Origin of the sequence: Paraburkholderia sp. GAS38 (genome assembly GCF_050434965.1) — a bacterium.
GTDB lineage: Bacteria > Pseudomonadota > Gammaproteobacteria > Burkholderiales > Burkholderiaceae > Paraburkholderia > Paraburkholderia phenazinium_A.
The window spans coordinates 660,790-680,839 of the sequence record NZ_JBNDJO010000002.1 but is presented as its reverse complement, the minus strand read 5'-3'; the positions used below and the strand labels follow the sequence as shown (position 1 = coordinate 680,839).

At 62.6% G+C, this 20,050-nt stretch carries 15 protein-coding genes and 6 tRNA genes; 2 read left to right on the top strand and 19 right to left on the bottom strand.

Going from position 1 to position 20,050, the window contains the following annotated elements; genetic code table 11:
• Nucleotides 1-56 precede the first annotated feature (56 nt).
• The 9 genes from P3T42_RS07170 to gltX all read right to left on the bottom strand — a co-directional run bounded on the left by P3T42_RS07170 (nucleotide 57) and on the right by gltX (nucleotide 5,446).
• On the bottom strand, nucleotides 57-1,211 hold the full coding sequence (locus P3T42_RS07170; protein ID WP_143788437.1) for a GGDEF domain-containing protein: 1,155 nt from the start codon (nucleotides 1,209-1,211) through the stop codon (nucleotides 57-59).
• Nucleotides 1,177-1,887, bottom strand: a complete 711-nt coding sequence (locus P3T42_RS07165) for a hypothetical protein (RefSeq protein ID WP_143788438.1) — start codon at nucleotides 1,885-1,887, stop codon at nucleotides 1,177-1,179. The genes P3T42_RS07170 and P3T42_RS07165 overlap by 35 nt, the downstream gene beginning before the upstream one ends.
• Nucleotides 1,888-2,122: 235 nt before the next feature.
• Nucleotides 2,123-2,848: a methyltransferase domain-containing protein gene (locus P3T42_RS07160; RefSeq protein ID WP_429305550.1), complete on the bottom strand. Its 726-nt coding sequence runs from the start codon at nucleotides 2,846-2,848 to the stop codon at nucleotides 2,123-2,125.
• A gap of 294 nt (nucleotides 2,849-3,142) precedes the next feature.
• Nucleotides 3,143-3,219: transfer RNA gene (locus P3T42_RS07155), tRNA-Asp, on the bottom strand.
• A gap of 87 nt (nucleotides 3,220-3,306) precedes the next feature.
• A tRNA-Glu gene (locus tag P3T42_RS07150) sits at nucleotides 3,307-3,382 on the bottom strand.
• A gap of 60 nt (nucleotides 3,383-3,442) precedes the next feature.
• Nucleotides 3,443-3,519, bottom strand: a tRNA-Asp gene (locus P3T42_RS07145).
• A gap of 90 nt (nucleotides 3,520-3,609) precedes the next feature.
• Nucleotides 3,610-3,685, bottom strand: a tRNA-Glu gene (locus P3T42_RS07140).
• A 166-nt stretch (nucleotides 3,686-3,851) separates the two neighbouring features.
• Nucleotides 3,852-3,927, bottom strand: a tRNA-Ala gene (locus tag P3T42_RS07135).
• 109 nt (nucleotides 3,928-4,036) lie between these two features.
• The gene (gene gltX / locus P3T42_RS07130; RefSeq protein WP_429305549.1) at nucleotides 4,037-5,446 is read right to left on the bottom strand and encodes a glutamate--tRNA ligase; all 1,410 of its coding nucleotides are present in this window, start codon (nucleotides 5,444-5,446) and stop codon (nucleotides 4,037-4,039) included.
• A 489-nt stretch (nucleotides 5,447-5,935) separates the two neighbouring features.
• On the opposite strand from gltX, the gene P3T42_RS07125 reads away from it, so the two are divergent.
• A complete protein-coding gene (locus tag P3T42_RS07125) occupies nucleotides 5,936-6,904 on the top strand; it encodes a patatin-like phospholipase family protein (protein WP_429305548.1) in 969 nt (322 codons plus the stop codon).
• A 116-nt stretch (nucleotides 6,905-7,020) separates the two neighbouring features.
• Here the strand turns inward: P3T42_RS07125 and P3T42_RS07120 are convergent, their stop codons facing one another.
• The 5 genes from P3T42_RS07120 to P3T42_RS07100 all read right to left on the bottom strand — a co-directional run bounded on the left by P3T42_RS07120 (nucleotide 7,021) and on the right by P3T42_RS07100 (nucleotide 13,596).
• The gene (locus tag P3T42_RS07120; RefSeq protein WP_074299727.1) at nucleotides 7,021-7,695 is read right to left on the bottom strand and encodes a C40 family peptidase; all 675 of its coding nucleotides are present in this window, start codon (nucleotides 7,693-7,695) and stop codon (nucleotides 7,021-7,023) included.
• Between the two features lie 128 nt (nucleotides 7,696-7,823).
• Nucleotides 7,824-9,446 (bottom strand): ABC transporter ATP-binding protein, encoded by a 1,623-nt coding sequence (locus P3T42_RS07115; protein WP_074299729.1) that lies wholly within the window; start codon nucleotides 9,444-9,446, stop codon nucleotides 7,824-7,826.
• A complete protein-coding gene (locus tag P3T42_RS07110; protein ID WP_429305547.1) occupies nucleotides 9,443-10,549 on the bottom strand; it encodes an ABC transporter permease in 1,107 nt (368 codons plus the stop codon). The genes P3T42_RS07115 and P3T42_RS07110 overlap by 4 nt, the downstream gene beginning before the upstream one ends.
• Before the next feature lies 1 nt (nucleotide 10,550).
• Nucleotides 10,551-11,588, bottom strand: a complete 1,038-nt coding sequence (locus P3T42_RS07105; protein ID WP_074299733.1) for a microcin C ABC transporter permease YejB — start codon at nucleotides 11,586-11,588, stop codon at nucleotides 10,551-10,553.
• A 73-nt stretch (nucleotides 11,589-11,661) separates the two neighbouring features.
• Entirely contained in the window at nucleotides 11,662-13,596 is a 1,935-nt protein-coding gene (locus P3T42_RS07100; protein ID WP_429305546.1) for an extracellular solute-binding protein, read from the bottom strand.
• Nucleotides 13,597-13,707: 111 nt separating this feature from the next.
• Between P3T42_RS07100 and fabI the strand changes: the two genes are divergently transcribed.
• A complete protein-coding gene (gene fabI, locus P3T42_RS07095; protein WP_074299737.1) occupies nucleotides 13,708-14,499 on the top strand; it encodes an enoyl-ACP reductase FabI in 792 nt (263 codons plus the stop codon).
• Nucleotides 14,500-14,619: 120 nt separating this feature from the next.
• On the opposite strand, the gene P3T42_RS07090 is transcribed toward fabI, so the two are convergent.
• From P3T42_RS07090 to P3T42_RS07070, 5 genes are all read right to left on the bottom strand, one after another.
• Nucleotides 14,620-14,964 carry a hypothetical protein gene (locus tag P3T42_RS07090; RefSeq protein ID WP_074299739.1) on the bottom strand — a complete coding sequence of 115 codons (345 nt, stop codon included), beginning with the start codon at nucleotides 14,962-14,964 and terminating at the stop codon, nucleotides 14,620-14,622.
• Between the two features lie 445 nt (nucleotides 14,965-15,409).
• Nucleotides 15,410-15,503: transfer RNA gene (locus P3T42_RS07085), tRNA-Ser, on the bottom strand.
• A gap of 227 nt (nucleotides 15,504-15,730) precedes the next feature.
• Entirely contained in the window at nucleotides 15,731-16,981 is a 1,251-nt protein-coding gene (locus tag P3T42_RS07080) for an aspartate kinase (RefSeq protein WP_074299741.1), read from the bottom strand.
• 433 nt (nucleotides 16,982-17,414) lie between these two features.
• The gene (tilS, locus tag P3T42_RS07075) at nucleotides 17,415-18,887 is read right to left on the bottom strand and encodes a tRNA lysidine(34) synthetase TilS (RefSeq protein WP_429305545.1); all 1,473 of its coding nucleotides are present in this window, start codon (nucleotides 18,885-18,887) and stop codon (nucleotides 17,415-17,417) included.
• 44 nt (nucleotides 18,888-18,931) lie between these two features.
• Nucleotides 18,932-19,903 (bottom strand): acetyl-CoA carboxylase carboxyltransferase subunit alpha, encoded by a 972-nt coding sequence (locus P3T42_RS07070; RefSeq protein WP_429305544.1) that lies wholly within the window; start codon nucleotides 19,901-19,903, stop codon nucleotides 18,932-18,934.
• Nucleotides 19,904-20,050: the final 147 nt, after the last annotated feature.

Genomic DNA, 20,050 nt, shown 5'->3' with positions numbered 1-20,050 from the left:
TCGTCTGTACACATTCGCGATGTGGCCGTGCGGTGCGGTCTGCGTCTGCGTCTGCGTCAAGACACGCCCGCTCGCTGAACCGCCGTCGCGAACGCGTAGCCGTTCTTGCCGCTTCGCTTGACCTGGTACATCGTCTCGTCCGCGGCGGCGAGCAAGTGCCGGTAGTCCTCGATGGGGTGCGGAAAGCTGGCGATACCAATGCTGGCGCCGACAAAGCCGACACGCATCTGTTCGCCTGTCTCGACAACACACGCGATCAGACGCTCCGCTATCGTACGGAGTTCGGTATCCATGGAAAATCCGCGCACCAGCACGGCGAACTCGTCCCCGCCGATGCGCGCCACCACATCGACCAGACGCACCGACTCGCGAAAGCGCCGCGCGACGGCGATCAGGAATTCATCGCCGATGCGATGACCGAGCGAATCGTTGACCTGTTTGAAGCCGTCCAGATCGATATACAGAACGGCCAGCGTGTGAGCCAGCGGATCGCCTCGCGCGCCAGGCGGGGTTTGCGCCAGCATGGCAAACAGTTGCCGCCGGTTTGGCAGCCCCGTCAGCGCATCGTGCAACGCGGCGAACTCGAAGCGGTGCGACTCGCGCGCCAGTTGGCGGGTGCGCTTCGCGTACATGCCGAGCGCGGTGACCAGGGCGGTGAAGATCAGCGCCGACAACACCATCAGCGTTTTCGCGACACGCGCGATGCGACTGCGCAGATCCGCACTGACGAGATCGCGCCGCGTGCGCCAATAGGTCGACTCCGAGCGCAGCAACGCATCCGTCTCCTCGAAATCGACCGCGGGCGACAGCGCGCGCTGAGCGATATGGGGTGCTGCTGCGGGATCCGCGTTCACCAGCGCGGCGACGGATGCAAGACGGGCCGCGAGCGCGATGCGCGCACTCCGATAGTCCTGCGGCTCGGCGTCGTTATCTCCGGTTAGAGGCTGGCGGGCGCTGGCCAGATCGCGGGCGCTTTCGGCACGACCGATCGCGTCGAGAACGAGGCCCGTGTATTCCTGCTTCAACTGGTCCGAGAAGATCGCCTTGATCTGCAACGCGAAGACGAGGAGTCCCGCCAGCAGACAGAGCAAGCCCGCTCCAGCCAGCGCGGCCGGTCCCCAGCCGAAGCGCACCGTAAAGGCCGGCTTGCGCGCGGCGTGTGCGGGCCGATGCCGCTCATGAGTGAGCGTAGAGGTCTCGCTGGCTTCCATTGCCATGCTGCCGATAGCTGACGCGATGAAAGAACGATTGCATGCGCGCAAACAGCCCGTTATCGGGCTTGAGGCGCGGTGGCGGATGGTGGCGAGCCTGCTTCGCACTGCCACTCAGCGGCGCGGATTGCGCCGCGCTCGAATGGGCCGCGAATGCATCCGGCGGAGCACCATCCGTCGACTCGGGCTGGGCAAACGAAGCCGAGGTGGTCAGATCCGCATCGGCGAGCGTGGCAGGAGAGGCGGGAGAAGCTGAAGCTGCTGGAGGTGTCTGAGGCGGCGCGGCCGCCGCCACATGACCCGACCACGCTGTCTGTTGCGCCGGCACGGTGGCGACGCCGACCGCCGGCGACGGTTGCTCCGGCACGACGGCAACACCCGCCGAGAGCGTCTGTTGCGCCACGGTCATGGCTTTCGCGTAGGCCCGCTGATCCTGGTCGAACCAGACGCCATACGCGAGCGTGGCCGCGACGCCGACGGTCAGCGCACTCGCCGACGCAACCCAAAGCGCGAGGCGCCCAAACCGCGCAGGCGGTGCGACAGACGCCGGATCGACGTCAGCATCGAAGCCTTGACTGAAATCTTGAGCCGAATCGCTGTGGGGACGATCCGCGGAATGACCCGCAGACGCAGAGTGATCCACCTGCGATTCCGGCGGTCCGGTGTGCTTGGCCATGGCGATATACTCCGAACCCGTCTTATGACATCGCGACAGATTGTGTTCCGACGATCGCGCAACATGGGTACTGTAGACCTTCAGCGCATGAATTTCATCCACTGAGCGGCGGCTGCGTCGGCGATATTCTGTCACGCAGCAGTTTGTGTGCCCGCCAGCGCAGTCCGCGCGGACTCGAACTGGACCCTGGCGTGCGAACCGGGCAACAGCTCGCGGCCCGTTCAACGCGCGCGCCTTATTGCGCCTCGCGCTTCCGGCAAAGCACGATGCGGCGGGAATTGAACCAGCGGGGCAGATGCGGCCGCGGCTGATTCACCGATTGTTCGATCTCAAAGCTTTCAGCCAGCAAGCGGCGAAACGGCTTGAATCTGAAGCGCGCGCCCGTCGCCTCGCGGGACAACTTCGCGACTCTCCCCGAATCCGCCACGCCCTGCTCCACGGCGCGGCTGCGGGCCGGCTCACGCTCACGCTTGCGCGAAACGGTCGCGCGCCCATAGCCAACCGGGACTCGCACGATGAAATGCCCACCCGGCTTCAGCACCCGGTTCGCTTCGGCGAACAGATCGGCGATCTCCCGTTCGGTGAGGTGATCGCAGGTGTCGATCACGGTCAACGTATCGAGCGAGGCGTCCTCGAGCAACTGGCTGGAGCGAACATATCGGCGCCCCGCAAACTCCGGCGAACCATACAGGTCGCGACCGAAGGCGCGCAGGTCCGGCCGCCGCTGCGGGGAGTCGTCCGTATAGCCGAGCTGCTGACCGCAGCCCACCATCATTGCATCGTGACAGTCGAGAAAGCTGGTGATCCGGAGTGCGAAATCGATTCCCCGAAAGACGTAGCCTTCTTCAGTCAACCAGTCATGAAACGTTACCCGCTCACGATCCACGGAGGCCTGCTCGGCCAGATCGATCGACAGCGGTTCCGCCATTGCGTCTTTGAGCACCGTTTGCACTTCCGACATATCGCACGCTCCCTTTCCGGACACAGTCCATACTCGTTCGGGCGCCCGGCTAATGCAACCGTGTACACCAGGCCGTAGCCGTCAAGACGCAGCGCATCTCGACGTAACGGTAATGTGTTCCTGCGATCGCGCAGGGAGGGTAAAAAACGTCGCGCCAATCGGGTGCATGGTTGCGCAAAACACCGGGGCCGGATGGCCCCGGCAAGGCAAGGAAGAAATCGCTATGCAGTGGATAGGCCAGAAAAACAAAAAGCCGTTGAATCCCTATAGATTCAACGGCTGATCGTGCATTTCTGGCGGAGCGGACGGGACTCGAACCCGCGACCCCCGGCGTGACAGGCCGGTATTCTAACCAACTGAACTACCGCTCCAGATTTTTGCACCGCTCACTTGCGAGCGTTGGTCACTCTCACAAGCTGCATCGCCTCATACTGCGTTACCGCGCGATGCCGATGTCTTGGCGTCCCCTAGGGGATTCGAACCCCTGTACTCACCGTGAAAGGGTGATGTCCTAGGCCTCTAGACGAAGGGGACAACGTACGCTTACACCTTTAATGAAAAAGCCCGTTCAAGTTCATATGAACGGGCTTTGTCTGGCGGAGTGGACGGGACTCGAACCCGCGACCCCCGGCGTGACAGGCCGGTATTCTAACCGACTGAACTACCACTCCAGTCTTTACACCCTAGCTTGCGAGCGTCGGTTTTTTCTCTGCAAGCTGCACCGCTTTACTTCTTTCGAAAACTAAAGCGACGCTGATGTTTGGCGTCCCCTAGGGGATTCGAACCCCTGTACTCACCGTGAAAGGGTGATGTCCTAGGCCTCTAGACGAAGGGGACATAATCTTTTCAGATCTGTCTTTATCTTGCTGCTAACTCACGCTAACTTTGACATTAATTCGTTTCGTCAGCAGCGAAGACCAGTATTCTAACTACATTGTTACTGCTTGTGAAGTCTTTTTTGCTACAGGATCCAGACATCGGAAAAGACTTCGTTCTGCTCTGATGGTGGAGGTAAGCGGGATCGAACCGCTGACCTCTTGCATGCCATGCAAGCGCTCTCCCAGCTGAGCTATACCCCCTTGCAGAACAGAAACGAGATTTTAGAGAGCAAACCGCGCTTTGTAAATACCCTTTGAGTGATTACATGCGACTTTTTTTGAGAGCCGCATGCAATCCCTCTCAGAGGTCTCAGGCGAGCCCTTTTTCAAGGCGGCTCACTACGACGTCGCGGCCGAACAGCATCAACACCGCATCGATCGACGGCGTGTGGGTCGTGCCCGCCACCAGCAGACGCACCGGCATCGCGAGCTGCGGCATCTTCAGCTTGTGCGCGCCGAGCGTCGCCTTCAACGCGGCGGAGATGCTTTCCTTGGTCCACTCCGCGCTCTTCAGCGCGCTCGCGAGATCGGCGATGGCCGGGCGCACCGCATCGGTCACGTGTTGCGCGAGCGCGTCTGCTTCCGGCGCCGGCGTGCGGTAGAACATCGCGGCGTTCTCCGCGATCTCCTTGACCGTCGAGGCGCGGTCCTTCAACAGCCCCACCACGGCGACGAGGTCCGCGCCCTGGGCCAGCGTAGCGTCTTCGATGCCCAGTTCCGCGAAGAACGGCCGCGTCAGTTCGGCCAGACGCGCGTTGTCCGCTTCCTTGATGTAGTGCGCGTTGAGCCACGTGAGCTTGTCGTGATCGTACTGAGCCGGCGACTTGCCGAGATGCTCGAGGTCGAACCATTCGACAAACTGCTCGCGCGAGAAAATTTCCGCGTCGCCATGCGACCAGCCCAGACGCGCGAGGTAGTTAAGCACCGCTTCCGGCAGAAAGCCCACGTCGCGATAGCCGGTCACGCTCATCGCGCCATGACGCTTGCTCATCTTTTCGCCCTGCTCGTTGAGCACGGTCGGCAAATGCGCGTAAACCGGCGGCTCGCCACCCAGCGCGCGCAGGATGTTGATCTGACGCGGCGTGTTGTTGACGTGGTCGTCGCCACGGATCACGTGGGTGATCTGCATGTCGAGATCGTCGACCACGACGCAGAAGTTGTAGGTCGGCGTGCCGTCCGGACGCGCGATCACAAGATCGTCCAGCTCTTCGTTCGAGATCTCGATACGGCCCTTCACGGCATCGTCCCACGCCACCACGCCGGAGAGCGGATTGCGAAAGCGCGTGACGGGCTGCACGCCGGCCGGCGGCGTCGGCAGTACCTTGCCGGGTTCCGGGCGCCACGTGCCGTCGTAGCGCGGCTTTTCGCCCGCTTCGCGTTGACGTTCGCGCAGTGCGTCGAGCTCTTCCGTCGACATGTAGCACGGGTACACCAGCCCCTGCTCCTGCATCTGCTTGAGCACTTCGCGATAACGGTCCATGCGCTGCATCTGGTAGAACGGACCCTCGTCGTAATCGAGACCGAGCCACGCCATGCCTTCGAGAATCGCGTCGACGGATTGCGAGGTCGAGCGTTCCACGTCGGTGTCCTCGATCCGCAGCACGAAGGTGCCCTTCATCTTGCGCGCGAACGCCCACGGATACAGCGCAGAACGGATGTTGCCGAGGTGGATGAAGCCGGTGGGACTCGGTGCGAAACGGGTGCGAACGGAGGTGGTCATAAACGGTTACTCGGAAGACAGGCGCCGGCGCGCGGCAATGAAACGCCAGCAAGCGCGGCAGCGGACCGCGTCCATGCGGCAACAGGCGCCGGGCATGGAAGCGAATGGAAAATGCGAGAGTCGAATTATACCTGCCGGCAGCCGCTTGGCTTGCCGCTTGGCTTGCCGCTTGCCTTGCCGCTTGCGTGCCGCTTGCCCAACCGCTTACGTCACCGCGTCATGCAGCGCTTCGGGGCCTCGCACGTCCGCTACGCACGTCCGCCACGCACGCGACTGACAGCACTGCCGCCCACCTGAACGACGGATCTGTAACGTTTCCTCACTCGCACGACGTCCCGGCCAGGCTTTGATTTATGATGTGCGCGCGCCGCCATTCCGCTCGACCGCGGCGCCGTTAGATCGCCGCCGGCGATCCTGTTTGCCTGCTCGCGGCAGCAAGGTCATCCTCGGTCACGCTCGCAGGAACCCGCGCCGTTGTTGGAGAAATCGTTGACACAGTCCACCTCACGTCTGAGCCGCCGCGCCTTCTCGCTGGCTGCGGCGTCCGCTGTTCTCACCGCCTGCACGACCACCGGCAGCCAGTCGGAGAACGCCTCGCGGCCCGCCACCAGCACCGCGGCCACCACGCCGCCACCTGCCGTCACGCCGCCGCTCGACAAGCCGCAGCGCCCCATTCGCGTCGCCCTCGCACTGGGCGGCGGCGCCGCGCGCGGCTTCGCGCATATCGGCGTGATCAAGGCGCTCGAGGCGCGCAACATCCAGATCGACCTGGTCGCCGGCACCAGCGCGGGCTCCGTCGTCGGTGCGCTGTATGCCTCGGGCATGAACGGTTTCGCGCTCAACAAGCTTGCGCTGAACATGGACGAAGCGTCGATCAGCGACTGGGCCATGCCGTTTCGCGCGCGCGGTTTCCTGCAGGGCGTCGCGCTGCAGAACTACCTGAATACGACGCTGAACAATCGTCCGATCGAAAAGATGGTCAAGCCGCTAGGCGTGGTGGCCACCGATCTGAACAGCGGCCAGCCGATCCTGTTCCAGCGCGGCAACACGGGGATCGCCGTGCGCGCGTCGTGCAGCGTGCCGTCGATTTTCGAGCCGGTGAAAATTGGCGGTCACGAGTATGTGGACGGCGGCCTGGTGAGTCCGGTGCCGGCCTCGTTCGCGCGCAAGATGGGCGCGGATTTCGTGATTGCGGTCGACATCTCGCAGCGCCCGGAAGCGGGTGTCACGTCGAGCTCGTTCGACGTGCTGCTGCAGACCTTCACGATCATGGGCCAGACCATCAAGGCCTACGAACTGGACAAGTACGCGGATATCGTGATCCGTCCGAATCTGGCGGCCATGAGCGGCAGCGACTTCTCCCAGCGCAACGCGGCGATCCTTGCCGGCGAGGAAGCGGCGGCCAGGATCATGCCGGAGTTGCAACGCAAGCTGGCGGCGAGCCGCGTCGCGGTGTAACCCGGTTCCACCTGGGTCTTAAACGGTTCCACCTGAGCCGCAAAAAACCCAGGACGAAAAAAAGCCTGCTTCGTATGAAGCAGGCTTTTTTACATCGCGGGCAAAGACCTTGGGGCTTAGTTGTTACCGCCACCGATCGCAGCATTGACGCGCTGCTTCAGATCTTCCGAACCCTGATACGACGTTTCGACCCGGCGTGCACCCGTGAAGCGCTTTTCCCAGTAGCCGTCGTCCAGATCGTCGACGCGGATCGTGCTGCCGGTAGAAGGCGAGTGCACAAACTTGTTGTCGCCGATATAGATGCCAACGTGCGAGAACGTACGGCGCATGGTATTGAAAAAGACCAGATCGCCCGGCTTCAGGTTGCTCATGCTGACCTTTTCGCCGACCCGGCTCATTTCCTCAGCGCGGCGCGGCAGGGCCATGCCCAGCGTGTCCTGGAACACGTAACGGACGAAACCGCTGCAATCGAGGCCCGAGTCCGGCGTATTACCGCCCCAGCGGTAACGCACGCCGATCATATTGAGCGCGCCGACCACCACGTCGCCCGCTTTGCCGGCCATGCCGGACAAAAACGACCGGGCGCTGCTGCCGTTATCGGCTGCAGTACTGGGTGTTTGCGAAGTGGGAGCGGACAGGGGATTCGACCCGTCCTGGGTCGAAAATGAAGCATTCTGATTCAAACTGCTTACTTCGTCGGCGAACGCGCCGGGAGCTGCTGCCATCAGTACGCCAATGAACATCCCGGCGACGACGCGCGTGCAAGCCTGGGTTAAGTTTCGGTGCTGCATTGGTCGGTAGTTTTTGCCTAAAAATCAGTGGGATACGGAAAAAAGTTTGGTCGATACTAGCTAGTAAGTATTCGTGTGTCAAAACAAATAGAAAAATACAATCGGGACACGCACCCAATTGGTGAAAATCAGTCCACGAGCGCAGCTTTCAGAAGCTTTCGAGTGTAAGGATGGGCCGGCGTCGCAAAAATCTTCTCCACCTCGCCGGTTTCCACGATCGAACCGTTCTGCATGACCGCCACCCGGTGCGCCATCGCGCCGATCACGGCCAGGTCGTGACTGATAAAGACGAAGCCGAGGTTGTACTTATGTTGCAACCCGGCCAGCAGTTTGAGCACTTGCTGCTGGATCGACACGTCGAGTGCGCTGGTCGGCTCGTCGAGAATCAGGATGCGCGGTTCGAGCACCAGAGCCCGGGCAATCGCGATCCGCTGCCGCTGCCCGCCGGAAAATTCGTGCGGATAGCGGTACAGCACCGTGCGGTCGAGTCCCACCTCGCGCAGCACGGCAATCACCTTGTCGCGCCGGGCTGCGGCATCGAGTTGCGGACGATGCAGCGCGAGTCCCTCGCCGACGATCCGCTCGATGGTCTGGCGCGGAGACAGCGAGCTGAACGGATCCTGGAAGACCACCTGCATATTCGAGCGCAACACGGTCTGTTCGCGGCCGCGATAGCTCGCGAGCGCCCTGCCCTGAAATTCGATCTCGCCGTGCGCGGTGCCCTGCAGGCCGAGCAGCGCCATGGCGAGCGTCGATTTACCCGAGCCCGATTCGCCGACGATGCCAAGCGTCTCCCCTTGCCGCACCGACACGCTCGCATCGGCGACGGCGCGAAACCGTCCCGAGCGGAACCAGCCGGCGAAACCCGGCAATTTCGTTTTGAATTCGACCGAGACGTCGCGCGCTTCGAGCAGCACCGGTGAGATCGGCAGCACCGGCACCACGGCGCGCTCAGGCCGGCTTTGCAGCAGACGTTGTGTGTAGGGATGCTGCGGCGATGCGAAGACCTGCTCGACGGGTCCGCTTTCGACCAGCACGCCGCGCTCCATCACCGCCACGCGCTGCGCAAAGTGACGCACGAGATTCAGGTCATGCGTAATCAGCAGCACGGCCATACCGCGCTTTTCCGCTTCGTCGCGTTGCAGTTCGAGCAGCAGCTCGACGATCTGCGCGCGGATCGTCACGTCGAGCGCGGTGGTCGGTTCGTCGGCGAGCAACAGACGCGGCCGGCAGGCCAGCGCCATGGCGATCATCGCGCGCTGCCGTTGACCGCCGGAGAGCTGATGCGGATAGCTATTGACCCGTTTGCCCGGCTCCGCGATGCCCGTGCGCGCAAGCAGCGCAACGGCACGCTTGCGCGCTTCCTTGGCGGGCACGCCATCATGCACGACGATCGTTTCGGCAATCTGCTCGCCCACTGTGTAGAGCGGGTTGAGCGCCGACATCGGCTCCTGGAAGATCATCGCGATGGCCGAGCCGCGCAGGCCGCGCATCTCGCGCTCGCTCTTCGCCAGCAGGTCCTCGCCGTTGAAGCGGATCGTGCCGCTCACGTCGGCATCGCTTAACAGGCGCAGGATCGATAACGCGGTCACGCTTTTGCCCGAACCCGATTCGCCCACCAGCGCCACGCGCTCGCCGCGTTGAATCGCGAGCGTGACGTCTTGCACCGCGACGGTCTCGCCGAACGTGACGCGCAGACGATCGAGTTCCAGCAGCGGTCCTGCCGGCGTGTGTTGCATCGGCTCGCTCATTGATTGCCTCCGGCGCGCATGGCATCGGAGATGCGGGTGTCGAGCGCGTTACGCAGCGCATCGCCCATGAAGGTCAGCAGCAACAGCAAGGAGACCAGCACGCCGAACGTGAAGAGCGAGATCCACCAGGCGTCGAGATTGTCCTTGCCCTGCGAGAGCAGCTCGCCGAGGCTCGGCGTCGGCGACGGCACCCCCAGGCTGAGGAAGTCGAGGCTCGTCAGCGCCAGGATCGCCCCGCTCATGCGAAACGGCAGAAACGTGATGACCGGTGTCAAACTGTTCGGCAGGACATGGCGCCACATGATCTGCCAGTTCGACAGCCCCATGGCCCGCGCCGCACGTACGTAGTCCTGCGTACGATTGCGCAGGAACTCCGCGCGCACATAATCGGACAGGCCGATCCAGCCGAACAGCGAGAGCAGCACAATCAAAAGAATGAAACCCGGTTCGAAGATCGAGGCGAAGATGATCAGCAGATACAGCTCCGGCATTGCACTCCAGATTTCGATCAGCCGCTGGCCGATGATGTCGGTCCTGCCGCCGAAGAAGCCCTGCACCGCACCCGCGAAGATGCCGAGCACCGTGCCGATCAGCGTCAACACCAGGGCAAACTCAACCGACACGCGAAAGCCGTAGACCAGCCGCGCAAACAGATCGCGGCCGCGGTCATCGGTGCCGAGCCAGTTGTCGCGCGAAGGCGGTGCGGGATTGGGCACTTTCGAGAAGTAGTTGAGCGTGTCGTAGTAGTACGGATTCGGCGGATAGAGCGCGAAATTGCCCGGCTTGCTGAAACGGTCGCGCACGTAGGGGTCGAGGTAATCGGCCGGCGTTGGAAAATCGCCGCCGAAGGTCGTCTCCGCATACGTCTTGAACAGCGGGAAATACAGTTGCCCGTCGTAGCGGACCACCACCGGCTTGTCGTTCGACCAGAGCGGCGCAGCCACGCTCGCAGCAAACGCGACGATAAAGACGATCAGACTCCAGTAGCCGAGGCGTTGCTTGCGAAAGCGCTGCCAGACGCGGCGGGCTGGCGACGGCGACACAAACGCGCGGACGGGCTCGGTGCTCGGCGTCAGATCGGCTCGGGTGCGGGCTCGACTCAAGTCAGCGCTCCAGTTGTTCGAATTGAATGCGGGGATCGACCCAGACGTAGCACAGGTCGGAGATCAGCTTGGTGGCGAGGCCGATCAGCGTGAACAGATATAGCGTGCCGAGCACTACCGGGTAATCGCGCTGCATGACGGACTGATACGAGAGCAAGCCGAGGCCGTCGAGCGAGAACAGTGTTTCGATCAGCAGACTGCCCGTAAAAAACGCGCCAATGAACGCGCCCGGAAAACCGACGACCAGCGGCAGCGAAGCATTGCGGAACACATGCTTCCAGAGCACGCGCCGCTCGGAGAGTCCCTTGGCCCGCGCAGTCAGCACATATTGCTTGCGGATCTCATCGAGGAAGGCGTTCTTCGTCAGCATCGTGATGACCGCGAAACTGCCCACCACCGACGCCACGATCGGCAAGGTGATGTGCCACAGGTAATCGAGGACCTTGGCGCCGAAACTTAGCTGGGCCCAGTTATCCGAAGTGAGGCCGCGCAGCGGAAACAGTTGCAGGAACGAGCCGCCGCCGAACAGCACAAGCAGCAGCACCCCGAGCACGAAGCCCGGAATGGCATAGCCGATCAGCACGATCAGACTGGTGACGAGATCGAAGTGCGAGCCGTTGCGTATCGCCTTGGCGATGCCGAGCGGCACCGATATCAGATACGTCAGGAAGAAGGTCCACAGGCCGATACTGATCGACACCGGCAATTTGGATAACACCAGCGACCAGACGCTCTGGTGACGGAAATAGCTCTGCCCCAGGTCGAAGGTCGCAAAGCGCTTGAGCATCAGCCCGTAGCGCACCAGCGGCGGCTTGTCGAAGCCATACAGCACCTTGAGCTGCGCAATCTGCTGCGCGTCGACGCCGCTATGCGCGCGCAGCCCGAACGGCACACCGCCTTCGGAGCCTCGGCGCAATTCATGCGCCGCCTGCTCGACCGGGCCGCCGGGCACGAACTGGATCACCGCAAAGGTCAGCGTCAATACGCCGAGCACAGTCGGGATCATCAACAGCAGGCGTTTGAGGATGTAGCTCCACATGGCGGCGTTTCCAATGCACGAGTGCAAAACATTGAGATGACGGACGGGACGGGCAACGAACCGCCACGCGACGTCAGGACTTCCCCGCCTGTGGCGTGAACCACCAGCTCGACGGGATCCAGTCACCCGGGTCATAGTACAGCGGCAAGGTCTTGGGCCAGGCCATGCCGCGCTTGAACGCCACCCGCCACACCGAGCTATACCATTGCGGGACCACATAATAGCCATGCATCAGCACACGGTCGAGCGCGTGGGTCGCATCGGTCAGTTGCTCGAGCGTTTGTGCGCCAACCAGCGCGTGCAAAATGGCGTCGACGGCCGGCGACCTGATTCCCCCCAGATTGCCTGAGCCGGAGATATCCGCTGACTTGCTGCCGAACTGTTCCAGCACGTCGGTGCCAGGCACCTGTGAATCGGGCACCTTGATGATCGTTGCGTCGAACTCAAATGCATCGAGGCGCTTCTGATACACCGCGAAATCCGTGGTGCGGTAGTTCAAGGTAATCCCGAGCTTCGCGAGATTGCGCTGGTAGGTTGCCATCACGGGCGGCCACACCGCGGCACCCGAAGAGTCGTCCAGCATTTCGAACTCGAACTTCTCTCCCTTCGCATTGCGCAGCGCGCCGTCGCGATACACCCAGCCGGCCTCGGCGAGCAGCGCCCGCGCTTGCAGCAGGTTCGCGCGCAGCGAGTTGGGGGGATCGGTGTCGGGCTGTTTCGGCAGCGGACCGAACACCGCCGGGTCAAGCTGTTGGCGCCACGGGTTCAACAAGGCCAGCTCGCCCGCGCTGGGCATGCCGGTGGCCTGCCACTGGGTATTCACGAAATAACTGTCGATCCGCGTGTACTGGTTGTAAAACAGTTGCCGGTCGAGCCACTGGAAGTCCAGCGCGAGATCGAGCGCCTTGCGCACGCGCACATCCTGGAACATCGGCCGGCGCAGGTTCAGCACGAAACCCTGCATGCCGTTGCCGTTGTGCTGCGGAAACTCGCGCTTGATCAGCTCGCCATTGTCGAACGGCTTGCCGACATCGCGCCGTACCCAGTTGCGCGCGACCATTTCCGTCATGGCGTCGTACTCCCCCGCCTTGAAGGCCTCGCGACGCGCGGTGTCGTCGGAGTACAGCTTGTAGGTAATGCGATCGAAGTTGTTCATGCCGACCCGCACCGGCAACGCCGCGCCCCAGTAATTCGGATTGCGCCGGTAAGTGATCGTGCGGCCGTTGCTATAGCTGTCGATCAGATAGGGGCCGCTGCCGATTGGCGGTTCGAACGTGAGTTGATCGAACGGAATACGCGTGCCATCGGGCTTCACACCCCACTTGTGCGAGAACACGGGAATGCCACCCGCCAGCAACGGCAACTCGCGGTTGCGTTGACGAAACTCGAAGCGGATGGTCTGCGCGTCGACCACCACGGCGCGCGTGATATCGGCGAAATACGAGGCGTAGGCCGGCGCGGCCTGCGGACTCTTGAGCGTGTCGAAGGAGAACTTGACGTCGGCGGCGGTCACCGGATCGCCGTTCGAAAAATGCGCGAGCGGATTGATGTGGAAGGTGGTCGAGAGGCCGTCCGGCGCGATGCGGATGTCGTCGGCCAACAGGCCGTACTCGGTGGCGACTTCGTCGGAACTCCCGGTTGCGAGACTCTCGAACAGAAAGTCCATACCCGGCGCCGCGTTGCCGCGCAGCGTGAACGGATTAAATTTGTCGAAGCTCGTTTGCCGGTTTGGATTGGCCAGCACCAGCGTACCGCCCTTCGGTGCATCCGGATTGACGTAATCGAAGTGCTTGAAACCTGGGGGATACTTCGGTTCGCCGTACTGTGCAATGGCATAGCTGGCATTGGCGGATTGCGCCGCCAGCAAGCCCACGCCGGCCCCGAAGAAGACAAGCAGCGTTGCCGCCAGCGAACCCGGCACACCCGGCGAACGGACTCGCGAGATCCTTTCCATCATGATGCGCCAGCCTGCCTGAAGCGCTTGAACCCGTCGCGAGCCAGTTGTCATAGAGGCCTTGTTGGTCAGTGGGCGGTTGCAATGTGAGAGAATTCTACCCAATAATCCCGCGCGATCCCGCACATCTGAGCTCGCGGCGCGTTGACTTCATTAGGAGAATTCATGGGCTTCCTCGCTGGTAAACGAATCTTGCTGACCGGCCTGCTGTCGAACCGTTCGATCGCATACGGCATTGCGCAGGCTTGCAAGCGCGAAGGCGCAGAACTGGCGTTCACGTATGTCGGCGACCGTTTCAAGGACCGCATCACCGAGTTTGCAACGGAATTCGGCAGCGATCTGGTCTTCCCGTGCGACGTCGCTGACGACGCGCAAATCGAAGCGCTGTTTGCTTCGCTGAAGGAACGCTGGGACAGCCTCGACGGCCTCGTCCACTCCATCGGCTTTGCACCGCGTGAAGCGATTGCCGGCGACTTCCTCGACGGCATGACGCGCGAAAATTTCCGCATCGCGCACGACATCTCCGCCTACAGCTTCCCCGCGCTCGCTAAAGCCGCCCTGCCGATGCTGTCGCCGGACGCAGCGCTTCTGACCTTGAGCTACCTCGGCGCCGAACGGGCGATTCCGAACTACAACACCATGGGCCTCGCCAAAGCCTCGCTCGAAGCCAGCGTGCGTTATCTGGCCGTGTCGCTCGGCGCGAAAGGCGTGCGCGTGAATGGCATCTCGGCGGGTCCGATCAAGACGCTGGCGGCAAGCGGCATCAAGGGCTTCGGCAAGATTCTCGATTTCGTCGAAGGCAATGCGCCGCTCAAGCGCAATGTGACGATCGAACAGGTCGGTAATTCGGCAGCGTTCCTGCTGTCCGATCTCGCGGCCGGCGTGACGGCGGAAATTCTGCACGTCGATAGCGGCTTTAACGCGGTGGTCGGCGGCATGGCTGCGGTTGCGGAGTAACGTAACCGCTTTTCGCTGCCCGCGCCTCCGTGCGTGCGTGTTCAACCTGACGCACGACAACAAAAAACCGCCCTTCAGGCGGTTTTTTGCTTTGCGCGCTAGAAACAGGCGCTGTACAGCTTAATTCCAGTGACCATGGTCGTGATAACCGCCGCCGCCATGGTAACCGCCACCATAGCCACCATGATGACGATTCCAGTCGTCACGTGCCCAGTAGCGACGACCGTCCCAGTAGCGGTCACCGTGCCAGCCGATCACGATCGACGGGCCGCCGTAATACACAGGAGCCGGTTGATAGACGACGGGCGGCGGCGGGGGCGGCGGTGCGTAGTACGGAGCAGGCGCGACATACACCGGCGCCGGAATGCCGATATTGACACCCACGCTCACGCCGGCCATTGCTGCACCTGACGCACCCAGCGCGAGGACCCCGATCAGAAGCGGAACAAGACGAGCGGACTTCATGGAATTCACCTTTTAACAAGTGTGTGTTGTTGGCTGAAATATAGCGCAAGGCGAAGGTCTGCGTATTTCAAACTTGTAAGAACTGATGCATAACGTCGTACTCTGAAGCGCTACGTAACGTCTGGTTACAAGGGACCATGTTTCGGTGAAAAGCGCCCTCGCCGGTAACACCTGGGGTGAGGATTTTAGGCGCCGGATCGTGCGCAGCCCCTATGCGACAAGGTTTGCGTCCTCACGGCTGGATGCGTTGCGCAGACCTCCAACCGTTGCTCGCGATGCATTTGCTTCGGCATCCGAAACATATTCGCGCTTACCCTATGCGAAGACATTTCGTCCGCGCCTCAACCTGAATTTAAAGCTGACGCGACTCACCCGAATCAAAAACGGTCGCGGAAAAAACAAAACCCCAAGAGACCGCGATCTCTTGGGGTTCCGCCGCCATTGCTGGCGGAGACGGAGGGATTCGAACCCTCGATCCAGGTTTTGGCCCAGATGCTCCCTTAGCAGGGGAGTGCCTTCGACCTCTCGGCCACGTCTCCCAAACTTTCGGTCGCGCAGGGAGTCAGCGCGACGAAGCCAAGATAATAGCGGCCCGAACCGCGAAGGTCAATGTCTGTGGCACATTTTTTGTGCCAGATTCCTCATCGTCGACGCAATTTGTTCACATACGCCGCAACGAAGGCATGAAGCAGCGCCTGAAGCGCAAACAGGACGGTGTCGTGCACACCGTTGACACCCCGTTATGCGCCCCGCTTTTCAAGGCAAATTACGCGTGATCCAGTTCGAATGCCTTGTGAAGCGCGCGCACGGCGAGCTCCATATACTTCTCGTCGATCAGCACCGAGATCTTGATTTCGGAGGTGGAGATCATCTGGATGTTGATGCCCTCTTCCGACAGCGTGCGGAACATCGTGCTCGCGATGCCCACGTGCGAACGCATGCCGACGCCGACCACCGAGACCTTCGACACCTTCGGATCGCCCAGCACCTGCTCGGCCTTCACATGGTCCTTCACCTGGCCCGAGAGGATATCCATGGCGCGCTGATAGTCACCGCGGCCCACCGTGAACGTGAAGGCCGTCTTGCCCTCGACGCTCTGGTTCTGGATGATCATGTCGACGTCGATGTTCGCATCCGCCACCGGCCCGAGGATCTGGTAGGCGATGCCCGGCTTGTCGGGTACACCCATCACGGCGATACGTGCTTCGTCGCGCTGAAACGCGATGCCCGAGATGACTGCTTTTTCCATGGTCTCGTCTTCTTCAAAAGTAATCAGGGTGCCCGAAGTCATTTCGGCTTCGAGCGGGATCAGCGGATCGGTCAGGCTCGACAGGACACGCGTCTTCACCTGATATTTGCCGGCGAATTCCACCGAGCGGATCTGCAACACTTTCGACCCCAGGCTGGCCATCTCCAGCATTTCTTCGAACGTCACGCGGTCGAGCCGGCGCGCTTCTTCAACCACGCGCGGGTCGGTGGTGTAGACACCGTCCACGTCCGTATAGATCAGGCACTCGTCCGCTTTCAGCGCGGCCGCGACGGCCACTGCCGAAGTGTCCGAACCGCCGCGGCCGAGCGTGGTGATATGGCCTTCCGGGTCGATCCCCTGGAAGCCGGTAATCACCACCACCTTGCCCGCTTCGAGATCGCGCAGTACGCGCTCGCCGTCGATTTCGCTAATGCGTGCCTTGGTGAAGGCGCTGTCGGTTTTGACCGGCACTTGCCAGCCGGCGTAGCTGACCGCGTCGACGCCCGCTTCCTGCAGCGCGATGGCGAGCAGGCCCGAGCTGACCTGCTCGCCGGTGGCGGCAATCATGTCGAGCTCGCGTGGGCTCGGCTGGGCCGAAATGTCTTTCGCGAGGCCGAGCAAGCGGTTGGTTTCGCCGGACATCGCCGAGGGCACGACGACCATCTTGTGACCGGCCTTGTGCCATTTCGCGACCCGCTTCGCGACGTTCTTGATGCGCTCGACCGAGCCCATCGAAGTACCGCCGTATTTATGTACGATGAGTGCCATTGTCGTTCTGAACTGGAGAAGTAACCGCGCTGCCGCGCTGGAGACGACCGCACCAAGGCACAAGAGCTCAACGTTTCAGGAACGACGGCGAAGTGTGAAGGATAGCGGCGTAGATGCAGCGCACGTGCAGCACGCGCGGATTTGCCCGCGAGGAATCGCCAAAGGCCGCTGGCTGGCGGCTCCCCGGTGGCTTATGGTCGCCGGGAAACACAGAAAACGGCCGGAAAACAGCAAAAGCGCATCAAAATGACGGCAATAGCGGCTTCGGGCAAACAAGTTAACGTACCCGATCGGGCGCAAAAAGACAAGCCAAAAACCCGGCAATGAGCGTTGCAAAGGCTTGTGCGCCAAGGGGTTGCGCCCTGCTCCGAGGCACCGTGGATCGTCTTGCGACGCGGTTTCGGAGCTTCGCCGCAAGTGCCCGACCGGTCGGTCAGGCGATCAGCAGATCGTCGCGCCAGTCGATCCGCACGTAGCGTGCTTTCGCATCGGGAGTGCCGGTGCCGGCGTCTGCGCCGGCGGCGTCCGGCGTAGGCCAGGCCGCGCGGTTCACGCCGAGCAGCGGCACGAACAGCAGCGTGTCGCCCGCGAACAGCAGCGGCACGTCGCGCTTCCACGCCGGCACGCCGCGCTCCCGGAACAGGTTCTTGAGCGTGCGGCCCGGGCCCTGCGCACTGCTGCGCATGCGCTCGCCGCCGCTGCGCGAGCGCGCCGTGAGCGGCGCCGCGCTGAGGAGCGCAACTGGCACGGCGTCAGGGTCGTGAGCGGCGGCCTCGGCAAACACGAAGGTGCCGCGCCATTGCGGCAAACGCCAGATTGTTTCGCCCTGCCAGGCAAGCTCGCTCACGGCACGCGCAACGAATGCGGTCTCGTCGGCGGCCTCGGCGCTGTCGCCCGCTTCCCAGTAAATCTGCCCGCGATAGCTGCGCAACGCCTGCCCCGCATGATCGACGCGCAGGCTGTGGCCCTCGCCGGCTTCGCGCAGTTGCCGCAAGGCATCCGTGAGACGCGCGGTGGATGGCGCCGGCAACCCTACTGAGCGCATCCAGAAACGCAGGAGGTTCAGCGCGCGATCGTCGTCGAGTGCGAGCAGTGCGTCGCGTGAAAGCGCGTGGCTCACGTCGTCCGCGACGGTCTGCATGTCGAGACGCGCCAGTTCGTCGAGCAGACGTTGCGCGGACGCCGCATGGCCCGCCGTCCGCGCCAGCGCATCGCGAAAGCCCGGAAAATGGACGGACAGCGTGGGCAGCACGTCATGGCGCAAGGCATTGCGCGCATAGCGGGTATCCGCATTCGATTCGTCGTCGACCCACTTCAGCCCTCGCCCCGCCGCGTACTGCTCTAGTTGCGCGCGCAACAATCGCAGCAGCGGCCGCACGCGCGTCACCGTGGCGCCGGCGGGCAAGTACTCGTGGGCCATCGCGGCAAGACCGGCCAGCCCGGCTCCGCGCAGCAACTGCAGCAGCACCGTTTCGGCCTGATCGTCGGCATGCTGCGCGAGCCACAGCGTGCTCGCGCCGTGCTGCGCACACAGCGCGTCGAGCGCACGATAACGCGCCTCGCGCGCAGCCGCCTCGACGCTCACGCCCGCCTCGCACACAACCTCGACACGCTCTGCCGCAAACGCGATGCCACGCTCGCGCGCGAACGCCTCGCAGTGCGCGAGCCAGTGATCGGCGTGAGGACTGAGACCGTGATGAACATGCAGCGCGATGCAACGCGCCGGGCCGGCGACGCGCACCGCGGCGTCGAGCAATACGCTGGAGTCGATACCGCCGCTGAATGCGATCGCCACGCGTGCGTCTGCCGCATGCCCGGAGCGAGCAGACGGAGACAGCGCAGAAAGCGCTGCGCCGACCGCCTCGAGAACGAGGCGGTCGGCGGGAGAGTCAGCGGGGTGGGTCACGGCGCGGCGGCGCTAAGCGCCCTGGAGTGTGGAGTACGGCCGGCTTATGCGCCCGGCGTCGTTTCCTTGAACTTGCCGTACGACATCAGCCGGTCGAAGCGGCGTTGACGCAGGTCCGGAACGCTCATGCCCTGGAACTGACGCAGCGAATCGGCCAGCGCGCGGCGCAACATGGCGGCCATGCCCTTCGGATCGCGATGCGCGCCGCCGAGCGGCTCGTTGACGATCTTGTCGATCAGGCCGAGCGCCTTCAGACGATGCGCGGTGAGGCCCAGCGCTTCGGCCGCTTCCGGCGCCTTCGCCGCGCTCTTCCACAGAATCGACGCGCAGCCTTCCGGCGAGATCACCGAGTAGGTCGAGAATTGCAGCATCAGCACACTGTCGCCCACGGCGATAGCCAGCGCGCCGCCCGAACCGCCTTCACCGATGATCGTCGAGATGATCGGCGTTTTCAGTTCGGCCATCACGTACAGATTGCGGCCAATGGCTTCCGACTGGCCGCGCTCTTCCGCGCCGATGCCGGGATAAGCGCCCGGCGTGTCGATAAACGTGAAGAGCGGCAAGCCGAATTTTTCGGCGAGACGCATCAAACGTTCGGCCTTGCGATAGCCTTCCGGACGCGGCATGCCGAAGTTGCGCAGCGAGCGCTCCTTGGTGTCGCGCCCCTTCTGGTGGCCGATCACCATGCACGCCTGACCGTTGAAACGCGCAAAGCCGCCGACAATCGCCAGATCGTCCGCGAACGCACGGTCGCCGTGCAGTTCGTGGAAATCGGTGAACAGTTCGGCCACGTAATCGAACGTGTATGGGCGCTGCGGATGACGGGCAATTTGCGAAACCTGCCACGGGGACAGGTTGGCGTAGAGATCCTTGGTGAGCTGCTGACTCTTCTTGGACAGCCGCTCGATTTCTTCCGAAATATCGACGGCCGAATCGTCCTGCACGAAGCGCAATTCTTCGATCTTCGCTTCGAGTTCCGCGATCGGCTGCTCGAAATCCAGAAAAGTGGTCTTCATTGGTTTTAATCCTTGGACTTACCAGGCAGCGCGTATTCTAACCGCGACCGCCGCTGTCAAAACTACCTCGAAACTATCGACTCATAAAAATCGATAGCATAGAGGCAGCATCACATCAAACTAGATTCCGCAAGAAAACACCGGGCC

What these genes read in the sequence shown, in the direction of transcription:
- P3T42_RS07170 (WP_143788437.1), bottom strand. Translation starts at nt 1,211, where the DNA reads ATGGAAGCCAGCGAGACCTCTACGCTCACTCATGAGCGGCATCGGCCC.
- P3T42_RS07165 (WP_143788438.1), bottom strand. Translation starts at nt 1,887, where the DNA reads ATGGCCAAGCACACCGGACCGCCGGAATCGCAGGTGGATCACTCTGCG.
- P3T42_RS07160 (WP_429305550.1), bottom strand. Translation starts at nt 2,848, where the DNA reads ATGTCGGAAGTGCAAACGGTGCTCAAAGACGCAATGGCGGAACCGCTG.
- gltX (WP_429305549.1), bottom strand. Translation starts at nt 5,446, where the DNA reads ATGACCACCTCCGTTCGCACCCGTTTCGCACCGAGTCCCACCGGCTTC.
- P3T42_RS07120 (WP_074299727.1), bottom strand. Translation starts at nt 7,695, where the DNA reads ATGCAGCACCGAAACTTAACCCAGGCTTGCACGCGCGTCGTCGCCGGG.
- P3T42_RS07115 (WP_074299729.1), bottom strand. Translation starts at nt 9,446, where the DNA reads ATGAGCGAGCCGATGCAACACACGCCGGCAGGACCGCTGCTGGAACTC.
- P3T42_RS07105 (WP_074299733.1), bottom strand. Translation starts at nt 11,588, where the DNA reads ATGTGGAGCTACATCCTCAAACGCCTGCTGTTGATGATCCCGACTGTG.
- P3T42_RS07100 (WP_429305546.1), bottom strand. Translation starts at nt 13,596, where the DNA reads ATGACAACTGGCTCGCGACGGGTTCAAGCGCTTCAGGCAGGCTGGCGC.
- fabI (WP_074299737.1), top strand. Translation starts at nt 13,708, where the DNA reads ATGGGCTTCCTCGCTGGTAAACGAATCTTGCTGACCGGCCTGCTGTCG.
- P3T42_RS07090 (WP_074299739.1), bottom strand. Translation starts at nt 14,964, where the DNA reads ATGAAGTCCGCTCGTCTTGTTCCGCTTCTGATCGGGGTCCTCGCGCTG.
- P3T42_RS07080 (WP_074299741.1), bottom strand. Translation starts at nt 16,981, where the DNA reads ATGGCACTCATCGTACATAAATACGGCGGTACTTCGATGGGCTCGGTC.
- P3T42_RS07070 (WP_429305544.1), bottom strand. Translation starts at nt 19,903, where the DNA reads ATGAAGACCACTTTTCTGGATTTCGAGCAGCCGATCGCGGAACTCGAA.